Source organism: Enterococcus sp. 3H8_DIV0648 (genome assembly GCF_002140655.1).
GTDB classification, from domain to species: Bacteria; Bacillota; Bacilli; order Lactobacillales; family Enterococcaceae; genus Enterococcus_A; species Enterococcus_A hulanensis.
In genome coordinates this window covers 2730571-2747873 of the sequence record NZ_NGLG01000001.1, presented here as the reverse complement: position 1 = coordinate 2747873, position 17303 = coordinate 2730571, and the positions used below count along the sequence as shown (strand labels likewise).

General features: G+C 44.3%; 19 protein-coding genes and 1 riboswitch. Of the genes, 13 read left to right on the top strand and 6 right to left on the bottom strand.

The window, feature by feature from the left end; all coding sequences use genetic code 11:
- The first annotated feature begins 309 nt into the window (after nucleotides 1-309).
- The 5 genes from A5875_RS12655 to A5875_RS12635 all read left to right on the top strand — a co-directional run bounded on the left by A5875_RS12655 (nucleotide 310) and on the right by A5875_RS12635 (nucleotide 4974).
- Nucleotides 310-1284, top strand: coding sequence for a tRNA dihydrouridine synthase (locus tag A5875_RS12655; protein WP_088933934.1), 975 nt, complete (start codon nucleotides 310-312; stop codon nucleotides 1282-1284).
- Between the two features lie 88 nt (nucleotides 1285-1372).
- The gene (locus A5875_RS12650) at nucleotides 1373-1879 is read left to right on the top strand and encodes a macro domain-containing protein (protein ID WP_088933933.1); all 507 of its coding nucleotides are present in this window, start codon (nucleotides 1373-1375) and stop codon (nucleotides 1877-1879) included.
- 76 nt (nucleotides 1880-1955) lie between these two features.
- Nucleotides 1956-2345 carry an ASCH domain-containing protein gene (locus A5875_RS12645; RefSeq protein WP_088933932.1) on the top strand — a complete coding sequence of 130 codons (390 nt, stop codon included), beginning with the start codon at nucleotides 1956-1958 and terminating at the stop codon, nucleotides 2343-2345.
- A 430-nt stretch (nucleotides 2346-2775) separates the two neighbouring features.
- Nucleotides 2776-3348 (top strand): LPXTG cell wall anchor domain-containing protein, encoded by a 573-nt coding sequence (locus A5875_RS12640; protein ID WP_141108300.1) that lies wholly within the window; start codon nucleotides 2776-2778, stop codon nucleotides 3346-3348.
- Nucleotides 3349-4974 carry a SpaH/EbpB family LPXTG-anchored major pilin gene (locus A5875_RS12635; RefSeq protein ID WP_088933930.1) on the top strand — a complete coding sequence of 542 codons (1626 nt, stop codon included), beginning with the start codon at nucleotides 3349-3351 and terminating at the stop codon, nucleotides 4972-4974.
- A gap of 69 nt (nucleotides 4975-5043) precedes the next feature.
- On the opposite strand, the gene A5875_RS23695 is transcribed toward A5875_RS12635, so the two are convergent.
- Nucleotides 5044-5202 carry a hypothetical protein gene (locus A5875_RS23695; protein WP_176244670.1) on the bottom strand — a complete coding sequence of 53 codons (159 nt, stop codon included), beginning with the start codon at nucleotides 5200-5202 and terminating at the stop codon, nucleotides 5044-5046.
- A 320-nt stretch (nucleotides 5203-5522) separates the two neighbouring features.
- On the opposite strand from A5875_RS23695, the gene A5875_RS12630 reads away from it, so the two are divergent.
- Together A5875_RS12630 and A5875_RS12625 are read left to right on the top strand one after the other, a co-directional pair.
- A complete protein-coding gene (locus A5875_RS12630; RefSeq protein WP_088933929.1) occupies nucleotides 5523-7046 on the top strand; it encodes a helix-turn-helix domain-containing protein in 1524 nt (507 codons plus the stop codon).
- A 19-nt stretch (nucleotides 7047-7065) separates the two neighbouring features.
- Entirely contained in the window at nucleotides 7066-7359 is a 294-nt protein-coding gene (locus tag A5875_RS12625; RefSeq protein WP_088933928.1) for a nucleotide pyrophosphohydrolase, read from the top strand.
- Between the two features lie 51 nt (nucleotides 7360-7410).
- On the opposite strand, the gene gloA2 is transcribed toward A5875_RS12625, so the two are convergent.
- The gene (gene gloA2, locus A5875_RS12620; protein ID WP_088934691.1) at nucleotides 7411-7800 is read right to left on the bottom strand and encodes an SMU1112c/YaeR family gloxylase I-like metalloprotein; all 390 of its coding nucleotides are present in this window, start codon (nucleotides 7798-7800) and stop codon (nucleotides 7411-7413) included.
- 256 nt (nucleotides 7801-8056) lie between these two features.
- Nucleotides 8057-8146: riboswitch (TPP riboswitch) on the top strand.
- Between the two features lie 134 nt (nucleotides 8147-8280).
- Here gloA2 and thiW point away from each other — a divergent pair.
- From thiW to thiD, 4 genes are all read left to right on the top strand, one after another.
- Nucleotides 8281-8760 carry an energy coupling factor transporter S component ThiW gene (thiW, locus tag A5875_RS12615; protein WP_242551119.1) on the top strand — a complete coding sequence of 160 codons (480 nt, stop codon included), beginning with the start codon at nucleotides 8281-8283 and terminating at the stop codon, nucleotides 8758-8760.
- Nucleotides 8757-9575, top strand: coding sequence for a hydroxyethylthiazole kinase (locus A5875_RS12610; protein ID WP_088933926.1), 819 nt, complete (start codon nucleotides 8757-8759; stop codon nucleotides 9573-9575). The genes thiW and A5875_RS12610 overlap by 4 nt, the downstream gene beginning before the upstream one ends.
- Complete coding sequence (gene thiE, locus A5875_RS12605) at nucleotides 9554-10213, top strand: thiamine phosphate synthase (RefSeq protein ID WP_242551113.1); 660 nt, start codon at nucleotides 9554-9556, stop codon at nucleotides 10211-10213. Before A5875_RS12610 ends, thiE begins: the two co-directional genes overlap by 22 nt.
- Before the next feature lie 62 nt (nucleotides 10214-10275).
- Nucleotides 10276-11097 carry a bifunctional hydroxymethylpyrimidine kinase/phosphomethylpyrimidine kinase gene (gene thiD / locus A5875_RS12600; protein WP_088933925.1) on the top strand — a complete coding sequence of 274 codons (822 nt, stop codon included), beginning with the start codon at nucleotides 10276-10278 and terminating at the stop codon, nucleotides 11095-11097.
- 58 nt (nucleotides 11098-11155) lie between these two features.
- On the opposite strand, the gene A5875_RS12595 is transcribed toward thiD, so the two are convergent.
- Nucleotides 11156-11509, bottom strand: a complete 354-nt coding sequence (locus A5875_RS12595; RefSeq protein WP_088933924.1) for a winged helix-turn-helix transcriptional regulator — start codon at nucleotides 11507-11509, stop codon at nucleotides 11156-11158.
- 147 nt (nucleotides 11510-11656) lie between these two features.
- Between A5875_RS12595 and A5875_RS12590 the strand changes: the two genes are divergently transcribed.
- Entirely contained in the window at nucleotides 11657-12865 is a 1209-nt protein-coding gene (locus A5875_RS12590) for an MFS transporter (RefSeq protein ID WP_088933923.1), read from the top strand.
- A 51-nt stretch (nucleotides 12866-12916) separates the two neighbouring features.
- Here the strand turns inward: A5875_RS12590 and A5875_RS12585 are convergent, their stop codons facing one another.
- The 3 genes from A5875_RS12585 to A5875_RS12575 form a co-directional block, all read right to left on the bottom strand.
- On the bottom strand, nucleotides 12917-13363 hold the full coding sequence (locus A5875_RS12585) for a helix-turn-helix transcriptional regulator (protein ID WP_088933922.1): 447 nt from the start codon (nucleotides 13361-13363) through the stop codon (nucleotides 12917-12919).
- A 93-nt stretch (nucleotides 13364-13456) separates the two neighbouring features.
- On the bottom strand, nucleotides 13457-14827 hold the full coding sequence (locus A5875_RS12580; RefSeq protein ID WP_088933921.1) for an MFS transporter: 1371 nt from the start codon (nucleotides 14825-14827) through the stop codon (nucleotides 13457-13459).
- A gap of 634 nt (nucleotides 14828-15461) precedes the next feature.
- A complete protein-coding gene (locus A5875_RS12575; RefSeq protein ID WP_088933920.1) occupies nucleotides 15462-16256 on the bottom strand; it encodes a TraX family protein in 795 nt (264 codons plus the stop codon).
- A 492-nt stretch (nucleotides 16257-16748) separates the two neighbouring features.
- On the opposite strand from A5875_RS12575, the gene A5875_RS12570 reads away from it, so the two are divergent.
- Nucleotides 16749-17171 (top strand): RidA family protein, encoded by a 423-nt coding sequence (locus tag A5875_RS12570; RefSeq protein WP_088933919.1) that lies wholly within the window; start codon nucleotides 16749-16751, stop codon nucleotides 17169-17171.
- Nucleotides 17172-17303: the final 132 nt, after the last annotated feature.

Sequence of the window (17303 nt, the reverse complement as noted above, 5' to 3'; positions counted from 1 at the left end):
TTAATTCATAAATTAAATTTTTGAATAAAATACATTAAAATATCAACGCATAATCCACAGTTTATCATTACTTATAAAGGGAAAGGGTGTATGAATAAATTACTAATACGCTTTTTTAAACAACTAAATAGCAAAAGTATCGCAGATTTTATTCCTGCCAAAGAGTGATTTCCTCCTTTTTACACATTACTTTTTTGTTAGTTTGAATTATGTTGGTTCGCTGAATGCGCAAAAACCAGCTTTTTGCTTCTTCGGGCAAAGCTTAGTATAATAACGTTGTTTTGGATGATATAGGAGGAAATATACATAATGACAACGAATTTTTGGGCGGAGCTGCCAAGGCCCTTTTTCATCTTGGCACCGATGGAGGATGTGACGGACGTGGTGTTTCGCCATGTCGTAAAAGAGGCGGGAGCGCCGGATGTCTTCTTTACTGAGTTTACGAATTCGGACAGCTTTTGCCATCCAGATGGGATCGAGAGTGTTCGTGGACGTCTGGCCTTCACCGAAGACGAGCAGCCGATGGTGGCGCATATTTGGGGCGACAAGCCGGAATTTTTCCGGGAAATGAGTCTTGCCCTAGCGGATATGGGCTTTAAGGGGATTGATTTGAATATGGGGTGTCCGGTCCCAAATGTTGCGGAGCGGGGCAAAGGAAGCGGCTTGATCTTGCGTCCTGATGTGGCGGCGGAATTGATCGAAGCTGCGAAGGCGGGCGGATTGCCTGTAAGTGTGAAGACGCGGCTGGGCTTTACAGATACGGCTGAAATGAAAGACTGGATCAGTCATTTATTAAAACAGGACATTGCCAATCTTTCGGTTCATATGCGGACCAGAAAAGAGATGAGCAAAGTCGATGCTCATTGGGAGCTGATTCCCGAGATTGTGAAAATGCGGGATGAGCTTGCTCCCCAGACCTTGATCACGATCAATGGTGATATTCTGGATCGTCAGATGGGATTAGAATTAGCTGAAAAATATGGTGTGGACGGCTTGATGATCGGCCGAGGAATCTTCAAGAATCCTTACGCCTTTGAGAAAGCTCCGAAAGAGCATTCGCCAAAGGAAATGATCGGCCTGCTGCGGCTGCAGCTGGATTTGCAGGATAAATACGCGGAGCAGGTACCTCGTTCGATCGTTGGGCTGCACCGCTTCTTCAAAATTTATGTCAAAGGCTTTCCCGGCGCGAACGATCTGCGGGTAAGTCTGATGAATACCAAATCAACCGAAGAAGTCCGCGAGATCTTGGACAATTTCGAGAATCAACACGTAGAAATTATATAAGTTAAATAGGAGGAGGACGTCGGATTTATTACCGGACAGCTCCTCCTTTCTTGCTATAATAAATAAAAAGCTCAAGGAGGAAAAAGCGATGATTGAAGTAAAAATCGGCGATATTTCTCGTTTAGACGTTCCTGTGGATGCGATCGTCAATGCCGCAAACGCGGCCTTGATCCCTGGCGGCGGTGTCGATGGTGCGTTGAATCGAGCTGCCGGACCTAAATTGAAGCAGGCGATGGCATCCATTGGCGGGACACCGACTGGAACAGCGGTGATCACCCCTGCGTTCGAGTTGCCGGCAAACTATGTGATCCATGCGGTGGGACCGCGATACATTGACGGCAAGCACAAGGAAGAAGCGCTGCTGTATTCGGCCTATGAGGCGGTTTATCGGTTGGCTCATGAATATAAGCTTCACACGATTGCAGTGCCCGTGTTAAGTGCGGGAATTTACGGTTATCCCAAAGAGGCCGCGGCCCGGATACTTTGTGAAGTGGCTGATCGAAGGGAAAATCGGGAGATCACAACGCAGGTAATTGCCTTTGAGGAGTCTTGGCTGGCGATTTTTGAGAAAATCAGACAAAGCGACTCAAAGTGAAAACGGTTAATTCGTTGAATCATAACCCGAATAAAGTGCTAAAATAATAGTAAATAGACGAAGTGAGGCGATTTATTTGAAGGCTATCTCCATTCACCCCGAGCCAGTTATGGAAATTCTTTCCGGCAAGAAAACTGAAGAATATCGATCGTGGACGACGCATTACCGCGGACCGCTCTTGATCTGCTCGACCGCGATCAAGACCCCCGGCTGTATCTCAGGACATGCAGTTTGTATCGTGGATCTTGTCGATGTAAAAAAAATCGCCGAGGATTCGTATGCGTGGATATTTGAGAATGTACGCTGCATCAAACCTTTTCCCATCAAGGGTCAGCGGCGGCTCTACCATGTGCCGGATGATCGCATTATTGAACCGGAAGCAGGGGAATTCGTGATCGAGGATGGCGAAAAAGTCGTGACTGAGGAATTTTGGCAAGACTATTATATATCCTTAATTAACGACTAAAAAAACAGGTCAAAAACAAAAACCACGTAACGAACGGGTTTTGTATAAACGTTGATATAACAATGAAAATAGCGATTAAAAAAACACTCATTTAACCAATGAGTGTTTTTTTTTAATGGCAAACCACGAAAATAAAAAAACCTTTTTTAGAATTATTAGTAATAAAAAAAGGTTTATAACTAGTTATCATACTAAAAAAGCCCTGAAACCTATATTTAACAAGGAATCGCATCTTAATAAATAACTAAATTCCGATTTATTGCCAAAAAGCACTTTTGGTTAAAATGATATACACGAGTCGCTGGCTATTAGTTTCTATTCATTAGAGGCGTTTTTGAAGGGAGTGATCTGTGGTGAAGAAAGTCAGTCTTATTTTTATTTTGCTGGTCCTTTTTTTTATTCAAAGCCCGTCTCTGGGCTAGAAGCTTTTGTGTCAATCCTCATCGATACGAGGGCGGCGGGTGAAAGAGTGGCAGGGACCGAAGCGATCTGCTTTGATATTTTTGATCTGACCGCTTGGAGTCAAAGGAGTCAGCAGAGTGAAAAAGACGTGAAGCAATTTTGGTTGAATCGTTATCAGAGTAAAAGGCAGTTTCAGCAGTACGTGCAAAAGGCAGCCTTGCCGAAAGTCAATGCTCGTCCCTTAATGGTTGATACTGACGGGGTCGCCCGGATAGAACTTCCGTATCAACAGCAGGAACAGCCGGCGGTGTATTTACTTGCAGCATCTGGTGAGACGGGGACACAAGAGTTTTTACCCATGGTGTTCTTTATGCCAAAGGAGTTTCCCAGCGAAACACTCGCGCTTTACGGGAAGTACCAAGAGCAGCAGCCGGCAGAAACAGTCGAGGAACCAAAAAAATTAGTGAATAAGCCATCAAAAGAAAAACAATTGCCTCAAACCAATGAAGTGTCCAATAATGTTTTGCTTGGCGGGTTGTTATTGGCCTTGATCGGCGGCATGGGTCTGGCTTATCAAAAACAAAAACAGGAGGAAAAGTAAATGAAAAGAAAGAGGATAGTAAATATGGTAACGGCAATCATCTGTCTATTACCATTGATCGCGGGGGCGTTTGGCTTTGGGAATGCGGCGCAAGCGGCAGAAGAAAAGGTGAATGTGACACTGCACAAGAAAAAAATGGACCAATTCCCAACCCATGATGTTGAAAATACCGGGGAGGAAATGGATGAGTTTAATCAATACGAAGGCCTTCCAGGGATTACCTTCGAAGCGTGGGATATCACGGCGGATTTTTATGAAAAGTTAAATGGGCTTGTCGGTCAAAATGCGTCGGACGCGGAATATGCGACCGCCGTCAAAGGGTTGATGAAAAGCTTTAAACTAGAGGAAGCGGCAAAAGCTCAGTCAAAAGGCAGCGACATAACAAACGAAGCGGGTATCGTTACATTTAGCGGGCTGGACAAACGAACCGCAGAAGGAATCTACAAAGTCTATCTTTTCGAGGAAAAAGCAGCGGATGGCGTGGAAGGATCCAGCTTTCCATTGATTTTAATTTTGCCCGTCGTCAAAGATGATGTAGAAAATACGGATATCCATTTGTATCCGAAAAATAAGGTCAAAGGCGATATCGGCAAAGAATTAGTCGACGAAACGGGGACACCGTTAACTGGGGAAAATCGCTATGACTTTGAAGTCGGCCAAAAAATCTATTACCATGCCAGCTTCACGATCCCAAACCAAATCGGCGAGATCCTTAATCAGGATGGCGCCGAGCAGACGCGTTATTCGCAGCTGCAATTTAAGGATGCGGTGACTAAAGAAGGGGTCAAGTTCGAAGGAATCGATCGCATCTCGATCGGCGACACAGCGACGAATATCAAGGACACCTTCTTGTCCCATGGTGCGGTAGAATATACGAATACCGTTCCTAATTACACTGGACTTGCCGGCTTTGATATTCAAATGAATTTGAATAAGGCAAAAAGTAGCGAAAACGCTGAGGACTTCCAAAAATCAAAAACGACAGCAGAATATTTGAAGGATTTTGGCGGTAAAACGCTCCATATCTATTATGCCGTCTCCTTCACGGATGAAACACCGGTCGATGTCGACATCAACAATAAATTCTCCGTCGAAATGACTCACGATGGCGACCAAAAGGATTCTGAAAATCATACGCCGACATCGCCGATCACTACCGGCGGCAAGAAATTCATGAAGCACGAAGCCGGCAAGGAAAACCAAGCATTAGACGGTGCCAAATTCGTGGTGATTAAAAAAGAAAATGAGAAATTCTACTATTATACAAATGCCGGCGACCAAGTGAAATGGGTCGAGGTTAAAGCGGATGAAGACTATGCTGGCGCAACTCACTTTGTTTCTAAAGATGGCGGGCATTTGCAGGTCAGCGGCCTAGCTTTCGGCACCTACTACTTGCGAGAGATCGAAGCGCCGAACGGCTTCCAGCTGCTGACGGAAGATAAAGAGTTTGAAGTATCGAAAGGTTCATTCGACGAAAATGAGCAGCTGAAGATCGCCAATGTTTCAAAAGGCGGCTTCTTGCCATCAACTGGTGGGAAAGGGATCATCGCCTTTCTAATCGTCGGTTTGGCATTGATGCTGGGTGCGTTCATTAAGTATCGCCGTTTGCAGCAAACCACCGTATAAATGATCGTGAAAAACAAGGGAGAAAACTTCCCTTGTTTTTTATTTTTTTGCAAAAAATTGGGAAAAGGCTCAAAAAGGACGTTTTTCCTTTGGATGCAGGCCGAAATCGGGCTTGGAGCCGCTTTTTTTGGCGATTTTGGCGCGGCTTTTTTCCCTTTTTTTTCTTAAACTAAAAGAATTTGATTTTAAAATCATGCTTTTTGAAAGATTTTGACCAAAAATTGCCATATTTATAGTTCCGTATTATTATTTGTTAACAACAAAAGGAATTCAAGTATTTGCTATTACTTTCATGTAACTAATGGGAGATGTTTGAAAAATTATCGTGAAGAATATTTTTTGAATGCTAGATTTCATTTTTTTTAGACGAAAAAATGGATACTTGTTTTCTGATTTCTTTAGAAAGTATGAGTTTTTCACAAGTGAAACAGCTTTGATACGGATGTTTACAGCGGATGAATTCACGAACTCGATTTTTCGCTGAGTGGAACTTTCTAAAGCAGAGTCATTTTTTTAGGGGAAGGCGTTCTTTTGATAGGGGGAGAATCATGGATTTTCGTGCAGTATTAGGAACAAGCAACAAACGACGGTTGGCCTTAGTGGAGCAGCTTTACTATCGTCGGAATGATTGGTCGAGCGATCAGCTGTTAAGTGAACTGAATTGCTCGCTGCCGATTCTATTGAATGATATCGAATGGATCAATGAAGAGTATCCTAGCTTTCAGATAACGAAAACTAAGGGGCTTTATCGTTTAGAGGTGGATAAAAGGGTTAATCTAGGGTATCTTTATGCCAATATTTTGAACAACAGTCCTGAATTTCAAATTATCGAAGAGCTTTTGTATGAGGAATGTGAGAATATTACGGCGCTGGCTAAGAAACTGTATCTCAGCTCCTCCAACACCCAGCGCTATTTGAAGAAAATCGAGAAGGCTTTGACTCAAGCCGGGATGGAATTGTGTTATCGTCCATTGCGAGTGGAGGGCAACGAAGGGGAAATCCGTAATTTTTATTTTCGCTTTTACAGTGAGCGCCAGATTTCATTTGAAAGCACACTGCCTAAATTACCTTCGCCCCACTATCACATTATCGAGCGCTATGTGGAAGAATTCGTGAAGCTTAACCAAATTCATGAGAAATATGTTTTTCAAAAACGCTTGATTTACAACTTCTATATCAGTATTTGGCGAATGAAAAATGGGCATGAATTCCCGCAAGAAGAGCTGCGGACCAAAGGCTTGATGCTGCCGATGGCGCTGCCTTATAAGCTGCTGAAGCATGCTGTTAGAGAAGGTGTGGAATTGGACTTAACGCCGGATATGGTGCGAGACGGTCTTTGGCTGTTGTTTTCCGATTCGATCGTCTTCAGTATTTCCCATCGTGAGTCGGCTATCGCGGATAATGAAAAATACCAGCAGCTTTTTATGCGGCATTATGAACTGGTGGAAAAGTACAACGAAATGCTGGGGCATCGATTAGACAAGCAAAGTCAGATCAACTTGGCGACAGTTTTATCGAATGATTTTTACCTTTATGATCCTCAAGGGCAATATGTGTGTATGCTGTGGCGCAATCGCTCGATTTTCCTATCGGAGGTCTCAAAGGTTTATAGCCGCGGTGTGGAGAGGGTACGTGAGCTGGTCCAAAAGTTTGTTAAATGCTATCGCATGTATGAAGAAGAGGACTTCATTCGGAACTATGTCTATTTGCTGATTACCACCGAAGAACGCGGAATGGAGTGGCTGGCCAGTCAAGAACCGCTGCTGAAGGTTTTGCTGCTGTCTGATTTGACGCCGACCGAGGAAAGCTTTTTGGCTAAGCAGATTTCTGACACGATCTACGGCAACTTTCTGATCGTTCATTTCGAAAAATTATCTGGCGGCACACCGGAGTTACATAATGAATTGAAAAACTATGATTGCCTGATTACGACCGGTTCGGCGGAAGGCTTGCCGAAGAACTATCCAGTCGTGGTGATCGATCCTTTTTTGACCAACCAAAGCAGGCGCTGGATTCAGGATACGATCAACGAGCTTGAGGAAAAACGCAGCTTCGTTTCTGTGATAAAATAGAAACGAAAGAAGGTTGACTATGAATAGTATGGAAAAAATTAATCAATTTCGCGACGAAAGAAACTGGCGCTCTTTTCACAATGAGAAAGATTTAGCGTTATCGATCTGTTTAGAGGCGGCTGAATTATTGGAGCTTTTCCAATGGAAGGATTCAGAAGAAGCACGCACCCAAACGGAACGCCTGAAGGAAGAATTAGCCGATGTACTGATTTATTCTTACATGATGGCAGACAATTTGGACTTTGACATTGATGAGATCATCAGTGAGAAGCTGAAGAAAAACGCGATCAAGTATCCGGTGGAAGAAGCGTAGGGTTGAACATAGGAATAAAAAAGTTTAGAGCAGAAAATTCTGCTCTATTTTTTATTCATGCAACTCCAACGGCAAGCCATCAGGATCAAAGAAGAAGGTCATCTTCTCGCCGGTGAAATCATCAGTCCGCAAAGGTTCGCATTCGATGCCGTGACTTTTTAAATAGTCAACGGTTGCTTCGATGTCTGCGGTTTTGAAGGCCAAATGGCGCAAACCGGCAGCTTCAGGGAAGCTGGGGCGCTTGGGCGGATTTTGGACGGCGAAGATTTCTAGTTCCGCGTCATGTAATTGCAGATCCAATTTATAATCTTGGCGGTCGGGCCGGTAATTTTCGCGAATGATCGGCAGCCCTAGAATATCCACATAGAATTCGCGAGCTTTCTGATAGTCTGAAACAATGATAGCGACATGATGGATCGCTGAAAAATCTGGTTTAACCATAAAAACACCCTTTCTGTTTTTCTTAAGCTTTAAGAAAGTATAGTTTTTTTCAAGTAAATAGCCATGGTCCCAATAAATTGCGGTGTCCGGCTTCACGAACTAGCTTTATCGGCAATAAGCGAAAATTTTGTTAAGTCTGAGAAGCGACTTATCAAAATTTTAGTCTTATTGCTCAAAAGCTGAGCGAGTTCGAGAAGCCTTTCTTATTATAAGCTAGTTGGATTAAAAAAAGTATGTTATACTCCAATCAATTGAAGAGAAACATTTGGGGTGCTGTTTAGCTGAGATTATACCCATGGAACCTGATGCAGTTAAGACTGTCGCAGGGAAATGTAGCTAGTTGACTGATCGTACCCGACCATTTTATTTTGGTTGGGTTTTTCTGTCTTTTGGGATACCCCGCTTGTTTCTTGATAAATGAGAAAGGGGTTATTTGTCGTGGAGAAAAATAAAATCCACAAATTAACGCTGCTGGCTTTAATGATCGCCTTAGATGTTGTTTTGTCTCCCTTGATGCGGATCGAAGGGATGGCGCCGATGTCCAGTGTGATGAATATTATCGCCGGAGTTTTGTTAGGGCCGCTCTATGGAACCGTGATGGCGGTGGTCTGTGCACTGATTCGGATGACCATGCTGGGGATACCGCCGTTGGCATTGACAGGTGCGGTGTTTGGCGCATTTTTGGCGGGCTTGTTTTATCGATTAGGCAAGAAGCTGATCTGGTCGATGATAGGAGAAATCATTGGTACAGGAATTATCGGTTCGCTTTTGTCTTACCCTGTGATGGTCTGGTTCACCGGCAGTCAGAGTGATCTGTATTGGCTGATCTACACGCCGCGCTTTGTGGGTGCGACGTTGATTGGTTCGGCGATCGCGTTTGTCGTGTTGGTAAAATTACAGGAAACAACAATTTTTAAACGGTGGCAGCGGTTATTTTCCAGTGAAAGGATGTTTGGATGATTAATACGAATTTTGCTAAAGGCTTTCCTATCAAGGAGGCACCTTTAGTTCATTGCATAACCAATGAGGTTACTTGTGAAACGGTGGCGAACGCGCTGCTGTATGTCGGGGCAAAACCGATCATGGCGTCTGATCCGCGAGAGTTCGCTGAATTGTTCCGGCAAACGGATAGTCTCTTGTTGAATCTAGGGCATTTGTCGGAAGGACGGGAAGCGAGCCTAGTTGCGGCAGCCAAGCTGGCAACTAAGATGAAAAAACCAACGGTGGTTGATTTGGTTGGGTATGGTGTCAGTCAGACCCGCGATCAAGTCGGTCGCTGGCTGGCGGCGGAAAATCCGACTGTCGTAAAGGGAAATATCTCTGAGCTGCGAAATTTTTGCGGCCTACCGAGTCATGCCCGCGGCGTGGACGGCAGTGAGTTGGATCAAGATGATGAAGCGTTGAAAGAATTAACGGCAGCAATGCAACAATTAACTAAGACTTATCCGGACACGATCTTTTTAGCAACTGGCAGTCAAGATATTGTTGTTGAGCAAAGCCGCATTTGGCGCTTAACAAACGGAGTGGCGGCGTTGGATCGCTTTACTGGGACGGGTGATATTGTTGGCGCATTGATCGCCGCATTATTAGGCAGTGGGGTAAAACCAGCGGCTGCGGTCGTGACGGCGGCCAGCTATTTCAATTGTTGCGGAGAACAGGCAGGAGATGTGATCGGTTTAGCCGCTTTTCGGCAGGAAACATTGAATCAGCTCTCGCTATTGATGGAAAAAGATTGGTGGACTGAGGTGAAAGGATGGGAAAAGCAATGGATTTAACCTTATATCTGGTAACGGGACGTTATGATTTTAGCGATGAAAAGTTTCTAGCAGTGATCGAAGAGGCATGTAAAAACGGCGTGACCTTGGTTCAGCTGCGGGAAAAGGAATTGGTAACGGGAAAATTTTATGAGCTGGCCTTAAAAGTAAAAGCGGTGACCGATCAGTATCAGGTTCCGTTGATTATTAATGATCGGGTGGATATTTGCTTGGCAGTTGATGCGGCAGGTGTGCACATCGGAGACGATGAGCTGCCGGTGGACATTGTTCGTTCATTGATTGGGCCGGAAAAAATCTTGGGCGTTTCGGCCAAAACAGTCGCAAGAGGTTTGGAAGCTGAGGAAGCCGGGGCTGATTATTTAGGGATTGGTGCGATTTTCCCGACAAAAACAAAGGATACACCGCTGACTTCTAAGGAAACATTGAAGGCCATCAATGCGGCGGTGACGATTCCGAGTGTCGCGATCGGCGGGATCAAGGAAGACAACTTAACGGATTTTCGCGGAACAGGCATTGCAGGGGTCTCGATCGTCAGCGAGATCATGCGGGCAGACGCTGTCGGTGAGAAGGTTCGCCGATTAAAGGAAAAAATCGTTGAAGTATTGAATGCCGATCCCTCTTTACAAATAGAAGACTAGTGATTTAGGCGTGAAACTCAGACTTAGTAAAAAAACCTTAATAGAAATTAGGAGGCAGAAAAATGATCAATCAAACACCTCAAGTTGTCACGATCGCCGGCTCTGATTCAGGCGGCGGCGCGGGCGTACAGGCAGACTTAAAAACATTCCAAGCGCGAAAAGCCTTTGGCATGAGTATTTTCGTGGCACTGACGGCGCAAAATACGTATGGCGTACAGGATAGTATGGCGATCCCCAGCAGCTTTATTGAAGAGCAGTTTGACTCTTTAGCGGCGGATTTTGCGATCGGTGCGGCGAAAACTGGCATGCTAGCAGACGTGGAACGAGTGGAAACCGTCGTGAAGAAATTGAAGCAGGTCGATTTCGGACCATTAGTTGTTGACCCTGTGATGGTGGCAAAAGGCGGGCATCATCTGTTGCAAAGCGATGCGGTGAAAACCATCAATGAAGAGTTGTTGCCGTTAGCAGCGATCGTCACACCCAACCTGCCGGAAGCAGAAGTGATTATTGGACAACGAATCGTGACGGATCAGGAAATGGTCGAGGCGGCGAAAAAGCTGCAGACTTTCGGCACGAAAAACGTGGTCGTTAAAGGCGGACACAGCCAAAACAAAGCTGCGGCGGATTTTGTTTTGCTGGAATCAGGTGAAAGCTTTTGGATGAGCGCGCCGCGCGTCGAAACGGCAAACACCCACGGGACAGGAGATACTTTCTCCGCATGTATCGCAGCTGAGCTGGCAAAAGGAACCGAGCTGAAGGAAGCGATCATTATCGGGAAGAAGTTTATCCAAGCCGCCATCAGCCAACCGATCTTCGTAGGTCACGGTCATGGACCCACCAATCATTGGGCGCAAATGACGGATGATGATATTGTAATCAACTAATTCAGAATATAGAAAAATCAGGCCTTCCTCTCGATAAGTGAGAAGAACGCCTGATTTTTTAGTTTGCCTTCAAGCAAATATCCTGTCCTTGTTCTTGCAGGTGAGCGACATGCTGTTCGCCCCAATTGCAAAGGCTGTCTAAAATATCTGAAAGGCTGCGGCCGTAGTCGCTTAATGAATATTCCACTTTTGGCGGGACTTGCTGATAAACTTTGCGGTCGATGATGTTATCATCCTCTAGCTCACGCAGCTGCTGTGTCAGCATTTTTTGACTGATGCCGGTGATTCCGCGTTTCAAATCACTAGGACGCATCGGTCCGTGGCGCAGGTTGCAAAGAATAATAGGTTTCCATTTTCCGCCGATAACATCCATCGTTGCCTCGACGCCAATCATGTATGCACGATTTTCCAAAAAAAGATTCCTCCTAAAAACCTTGATATGATCCAAAAGTTACTGAAAGGTACCTATAGTACAAAAAAGTGGGTACTTATCAAAAGGTCATCAACAGTATATAGTATCTTCTCGTAGGTTACAAATACTTTTATTGGAGGAACTAAAATGGAAAAGAAAATCTCACCAAACTTAACGTTATTGGCTCTCGCAATCAATGCTTTTGCGATCGGGTCAACGGAATTTATCAGCGTGGGGCTTTTGCCGATGATCGTTAAAAGCTTCAATGTCACACTCGCCCAAGCCGGTCTGACCGTATCTTTATATGCTTTAGGGGTGACGATCGGCGCACCTTTGCTGACGGTCTTAACCGGAAAATGGAATCGCCGCAATCTGATGCTGGGGATCATGCTGCTGTTTATCGGCGGAAATTTGTTAGCGGCTTTTGCGCCGACCTTTACGATTTTATTGCTGGGTCGTATTTTGGCGGCATTGGCTCACGGAATCTTTATGTCGGTTTCTACCGTTATTGCGGCGGATGTTGTGGAACCTTCACGGCGCGCAAGTGCGATCGCCATCATGTTTACCGGTTTGACGGTAGCGACAGTGACCGGCGTTCCCCTTGGAACCTTCATCGGTCAGCAGACTACTTGGAATATGTCCTTTATTTTTATCGCGGTGGTCGGCTTGCTTGGTCTGATCGCCAGCAGCTTCTTAGTTCCCCGTCATTTACCGATTCCCGGCAAGGTGGACTTGAAAGGCTTTGGCCGCATCTTTACTAATAAACCGCTCGTGATGTCTTTCTTGATCACTGCCTTTGGTTACGGCGGAACATTTGCGGCTTACACTTACCTATCGCCAATTTTGGAAGGCTTTGGCTTTTCTGCTAGTGCGGTCGTGATTATTTTGATCGTCTATGGTGTGATGGTCGCGATCGGCAATACGGTCGGCGGGCATTTGGCGAATGAAAAACCGTTGGATTCATTAATCAAGATGTTCGGTCTTTTGATGACGGCGCTTGTCTTTTTATTTGTGACGACCTTGATCGGCAATTCTATTTTGGGCTTGTTAGCCGCCCTGCTGTTAGGGTTGTTCGCCTTCATGAATGTACCCGGCTTGCAGTTATATGTGGTGCAGCTGGCAGAAAAATACGTACCACAGGATATAACGTTGGCTTCGGCGTTTAATATCGCGGCCTTCAATATCGGGATCACGCTAGGCTCGACAGTCGGCGCGCAAGTCACTGGCAAAATGGGGATCGCCTACACACCTATTTTCGGTGCTGTGATTGTTCTATTCGCGATTCTGTTGATCATGCAAGTGAGGAAAAGCGAATCCGCTGTTTCACTAGATGAAGCCGAAGAATGCCGAAATTAATCAAATTTATGCAAGCAAAAAGCCGTGGATACTGAAGCCACGGCTTTCGTTTTAGTTGTTTTTCCAGACCTGTGCCAAAATATCCTTGAAAACTAGAAAGGCATCTTGATCGTTGTACCCATAATCTTTTTTCAAACGCTTTAGCATGTCAGTGATCTGGGGAATGTAGTCATCGAGGCGGACGTCTTGTTGATATTTTGCTAGAACGGGATATTTTTCCGCCCACACATTTGTCCAATCGATGGCTTGCTGCTTTTCTTCACTGGTCTTAGCGATCACTTCCTTGATGTCGTTCACATCAGGATCGAATTCGATCAGCTCGTCTAAGGATACTTTGAAGGCGGCGGCCAATTTTTTTGATTGGTTGATATCCGGCAGTGTTTCGTCGAGTTCCCATTTGGAAATGGTTTGTCGGCTCACCCCGAGTTTTTCTGCCACATCTTCTTGTGACAGGCCTTGTTTTTTTCGGGCATTGAAGAAATTGTTTCCTAGTGTCATGTTTATCCCTCCAAACTTGATACTTTAAGTTTAGCAGGATCTACCATGAAAACCAGCGAACAGCGGCTGAACTTTTGCCCGTATTCTTAACTCTTATCTAACGACCGGTTTTTTCCGAAAATGAATCAGACAAGCAAGCAAAACGGCCAATAGTAAAGCTAGTAAAACGATCAATGAAATTTGTGAACCCGTAACCGTTGCGGCAATAAAATCGGGTTGAGCTTGCTGCGCCAAATTGATGATCGTCGCAACGATCGCGGTCGCAATCGCACCAGAAAATTGCTGAAGCGTATTGAACAGCGTGTTGCCGTCCCCATATTCATCTTCTGAAAGCAGGTTCATCCCAGTAGTCATTAAGTTGCTGTAAGCAAAACCGATACCGATCATGTAAAAGACATGCCCTGCGACAAATCCAAGTAACAACGGGGAGCGCAATAACAGTGTCAAAGCGATCCAGCCGATCGTGGCAAAACTCAATCCAAGCAGGATCGGTTTCTTCGGACCGAAAGAATCGAGGACACGACCAGAGATCGGTGCCAAGATCGCGCCTACCGCAGCACCAGGCATCATGACTAGACCAGCGATGAAGGCATCTTTGCCTAAAACGATCTGAATAAAGTTAGGCAGCACAAAGGAAATACCTAGCAGCAAGAACTGACAAACCAAGAAGCCGCACAGGAATAAGACGAAAACTTTATTTTTCAAAACCGTAATGCGCACCAGCGGATTCTTCGCGCGTGTCGCTTGGCGATAAAAAATCGCTAATCCAACGATACCCACCGCAAGTGAGACAAAGCCCATCAAGCTGCCGATTTGGTTTAAGAACATCAGCAGGCCGCTGAACAGTAGCGCGACCCCGATCAGACTCATGATATCCAGCGCACCAGTTTTTTTGACCGGCATTTCAGGAATAGCGTACAGCCCGATGACCAGAGAAATCGCCAAGACCGGCAATAGGAATAAGAAAATAGAGTGCCAAGAAAGACTTGCTGTCATGATCCCGCCGTACGTTGGGCCGATCGCAGGTGCAATCGAAGTCGTCAACGTACCGACACCCATCATGGTGCCGCGTTTGTGCATCGGAGTGAAATTCAAAATAATATGAAACATCAAGGGCAAAGCGATCCCTGTACTGATCCCCTGAAACAAGCGCCCGACTAATAAAATACTATAAGAAGGCGACCATAAATCAATCACTAACCCCGCGATAAAAAAGAGATTGGCGACGATAAACAATTTACGGATCGAGAAATTTTTCAATAAATAATTAGAGAAGGGCACCATGATAGAGATCACTAAGAGATAAATGGTGGTGACCCACTGCACCATCCCGGTGGAGATCCCGAACTGTTTAATCAGGGTGGGGAAGGTCACATTCATGGCGGTCTCGATCAGAACGCCGGCAAAGGACATGATCCCGGTGGCAAGGACAGCTAACAACAAATGGATTTTCTTTTCTTTCATGTAATAACCTCACTTTATTTCGACAGATAACTTAGATTGATGAACATTGCAAAAGTTGGATTGGGAATTAATTTGTAGAACTGACAGCTACCTCAGGATAGAAGAAAGTATTTTTCCAAAACCCGGAAAAATACGTCTATTTTCGCTACGCATATCATTCTGCTAGACAGCTCAGTATCTTGAATAGCATAAAAAATACTTAATATGGCTCACCTACTATTTGTAAACTGCAAAAAGCAGAACTGACAGCTACTTCAGGTCAGTGGAAAGTATTTTTCAAAAAACCAGAAAAATACATTTAATTTTCGCCACGCATACGATTCAACTAAACGACACGTGCTTTTAGTAGGCGAGGCCAAACAAAAAACACCTCATCTTATGAACACTGCAAAAAGTTGAACTCGCAGCTATCTCAAAGCAGTAGAAAGTATTTTTCTAAAACCCGGAAAAATACATTAATCTTCGTCACGCATACCATTTTACTAACCTGCTAAAGCAGGAAGTAAAACTGGCAAAAAAAGAGAGGTGGTTTCTAAATTAATAGAAACCGCCTCTCTCTCGACACGCAATGCGTGTTATCTGTACGATTTATTCACAAACAGCATTGTAAAGCTTTTTGCGGACAAGGTCAAGTTTAGCGTTGAAGGAAAAAGCTGATGATAGCAAAAAGTGCGATGTGTGCGGGATAGAAAATATAGAAGAAATTCCGCATACTCTTCCCTTTTTCACCACTGTAAAGAATGATTGGAATCGCTGATAAGAGCATCATCCATTGGTAATTAAAGGTGAAGGCATGTTGGACGCCGCCGCCAAAGACTAACGTAATGATTGCTACAGCGACTAACGCAGCTACTTGCAGCATTTTTTTGCCATGGAACAGATAGAACAAGACTGCTAGTGCGACAAATAAAATTCCGCCTTCTGTCATCATAAGTGTCGGTACCAACAAGGTGAAGCCGCGGAAGAAAAGCATCCCGAATCTTGAGCTGAACAGACTGTCGTTAGATAAGAGCATCATCGATAAGACGTTTAAAAGAATCGGCACAAAGAACCAAATCAGCCCCTTAACAAAGGTTTTTCTTTGTTTGAGGTATTCGCAGGCCTGCATATAAACCGTTCCTAAGAATAATGTACCAAAAATGTTGTTGATCACGATCGAGCTACCAACGGTAAAAAACTCATTCAAAATCATATTGATAATTCCCATCAACCAAAAGCCGGCTAACAAACGAAACATATATCTTTTACGATTACTCGTGTGAATGAATCCTTCAGAACTTTCAAATAGAAAAATCGGTGCTGCCATCCGGCCGATCCAGTGGAACCACATAGGAACGCCTAAAAATAGGAAAAATTCCGCGAGGTGATCGAGTACCATCGACACAACCCCGATTACTTTTAACTGGAAACCAGTCAATCCCTTATTCATAAAAAAACTCCTCTCAATTTATAATCCTACGATACCGATTTTTGGAATCGTGCACCATTTATTGAACGAACAATCAGCTTACAAAAATGAGAGATTGAAATGTCAGAAAATTCTTTAAACTCATTGACAACTAAAAGAACCTCCGTTATCATTACAATCATAAATTAATTTAAATGCCATTTAAATTTAATTTTAAAAAGGAGAATTTCTATGAACGCGACGACTACTAGACAAATGATCATTATTAGACTGAGGACTTGAAACTTGTTTTGCAAAAAACAGTTTGAAGTCCTGTTTGACATTTGTTGAGTGGGATTCTCCAAAGCATCCCACTAAGCAATTAGTGAGATGCTTTTTTTGTAGGCTATGCTTTTTGCACTTCAGCGCGTATGAAACGAGGCGGCTGTCGGATTTAGCCAATCAGCATTATTTATGACGCAGGGCACAGTGTCAGTTCACGAAATCTTTCTATTAAAAAAAGGAGTGGGGAAAATGGAAAACAATGTAACGAAGGTGGATTTTCAAGAGCCAACAATCTACACAGTGGAAACAAAGGATGCGCCAAAAGCAATTGGTCCTTACGTACAAGGGAAAGTCGTAAATGGCATGCTCTATGCTTCTGGGCAGATCGCGCTAGATCCGGTAAGCGGCGAGATGGTGGGTGAAACGATTGAGGATCAAACCTATCAGGTTTTACGAAATGTCGGCGGCCTGTTGAACGCTGTTGAGGCGGATTATGATCAGGTGGTAAAAACGACCTGCTTCTTGAAAAACATGTCTGATTTTACAGCCTTCAATCAAGTATACGAAAGCTTTTTCGATAATGAAAAGCCCAGCCGTTCTTGTGTCGGTGTCGCCAATTTACCAAAAGATGCCTTGGTAGAAGTTGAGATCGTCGCAGTAGTGAAGCAGTGATAAGCGGTATTTAAAATAGATATTTTTAAGCCTTCCGTTTTTATTTGGGAGGCTTTTTATAATGGAATAAAAGGAATTTAGATGTGTATAAGAGACAGGTCCGGAGATCAGTTTTACTCCCTGCTTCAGCAG